The sequence below is a fragment of the Streptomyces xylophagus genome, from assembly GCF_000716435.1.
GTDB lineage: Bacteria > Actinomycetota > Actinomycetes > Streptomycetales > Streptomycetaceae > Streptomyces > Streptomyces xylophagus.
In genome coordinates this window covers 1-681 of sequence record NZ_JNWO01000107.1, presented here as the reverse complement: position 1 = coordinate 681, position 681 = coordinate 1, and the positions used below count along the sequence as shown (strand labels likewise).

2 protein-coding genes are annotated in these 681 nt (G+C 62.1%); both read right to left on the bottom strand.

The genetic code is table 11. The features are described from left to right. On the bottom strand, positions 1–317 hold a 317-nt coding region (locus OO70_RS50500), incomplete at its 3' end, for a hypothetical protein (protein WP_043688307.1). A 176-nt stretch (positions 318–493) separates the two neighbouring features. Beyond that, positions 494–681, bottom strand: a 188-nt coding sequence (locus OO70_RS56550; protein WP_043688305.1) for a hypothetical protein, incomplete at its 5' end; no start/stop codon positions are given.

The following is a 681-nucleotide window of genomic DNA, read 5'->3' as shown; positions in this document are numbered from 1 at the left end:
ATGCTGCCATAACCGGCATACGTCGGCGTGGGACCGAGAGGCGTGCATCCGACCTCGAAGCATCCGGCGATGGGCTCGGGGATATCCGTCGTGTCTTCGCAGGTGATCGACCAGCCCGAGAGCTGCGCCATCTGCACGAAATAATCGCACGTAGCGCCGCCTTGCGCCGCGACCTTGATGCACAGGTTATGGCCGTACGGATCGCACTCGTCGTCTAACCCGTACTCTGCGATCCACTGATCGAGCGACTCGTTGACCGTCTTGCAGAAGAACTCGTCGACGTACTTGCAGAGCCGTTGGTAGGTGTAGGAGAGCACGTTAGCGTATGCTCTCCAATAGGAGTTCTGGACCGTACCCTCAACCGCCGCGCCATCCCAGGCCGGACCAGGCGGCATGAGACCAAGCACGGCGGGCAAGGCGTCGTCGGTGTTCTGCGGACACCAATGCGGGTCCTGTGGCCCCTGCGGGCATGAAAGCACAGGCATGGTGTATCCTAGCTGCTAGTGTTGCTGCTCTTGGTGAAGGTCACGCTCCGCAGGCACGGCATGATGCCGGGGCCGAACGTGATGTCAGTCGACGGGGCGAACACCGTGTTGCTACGCTCGCCGGTCGCATTGCTGACCGCCTGTTCGATCCACGACCGCGAGAGCGTGAAGAGATCGCCAGGGATGCTCGGCACCG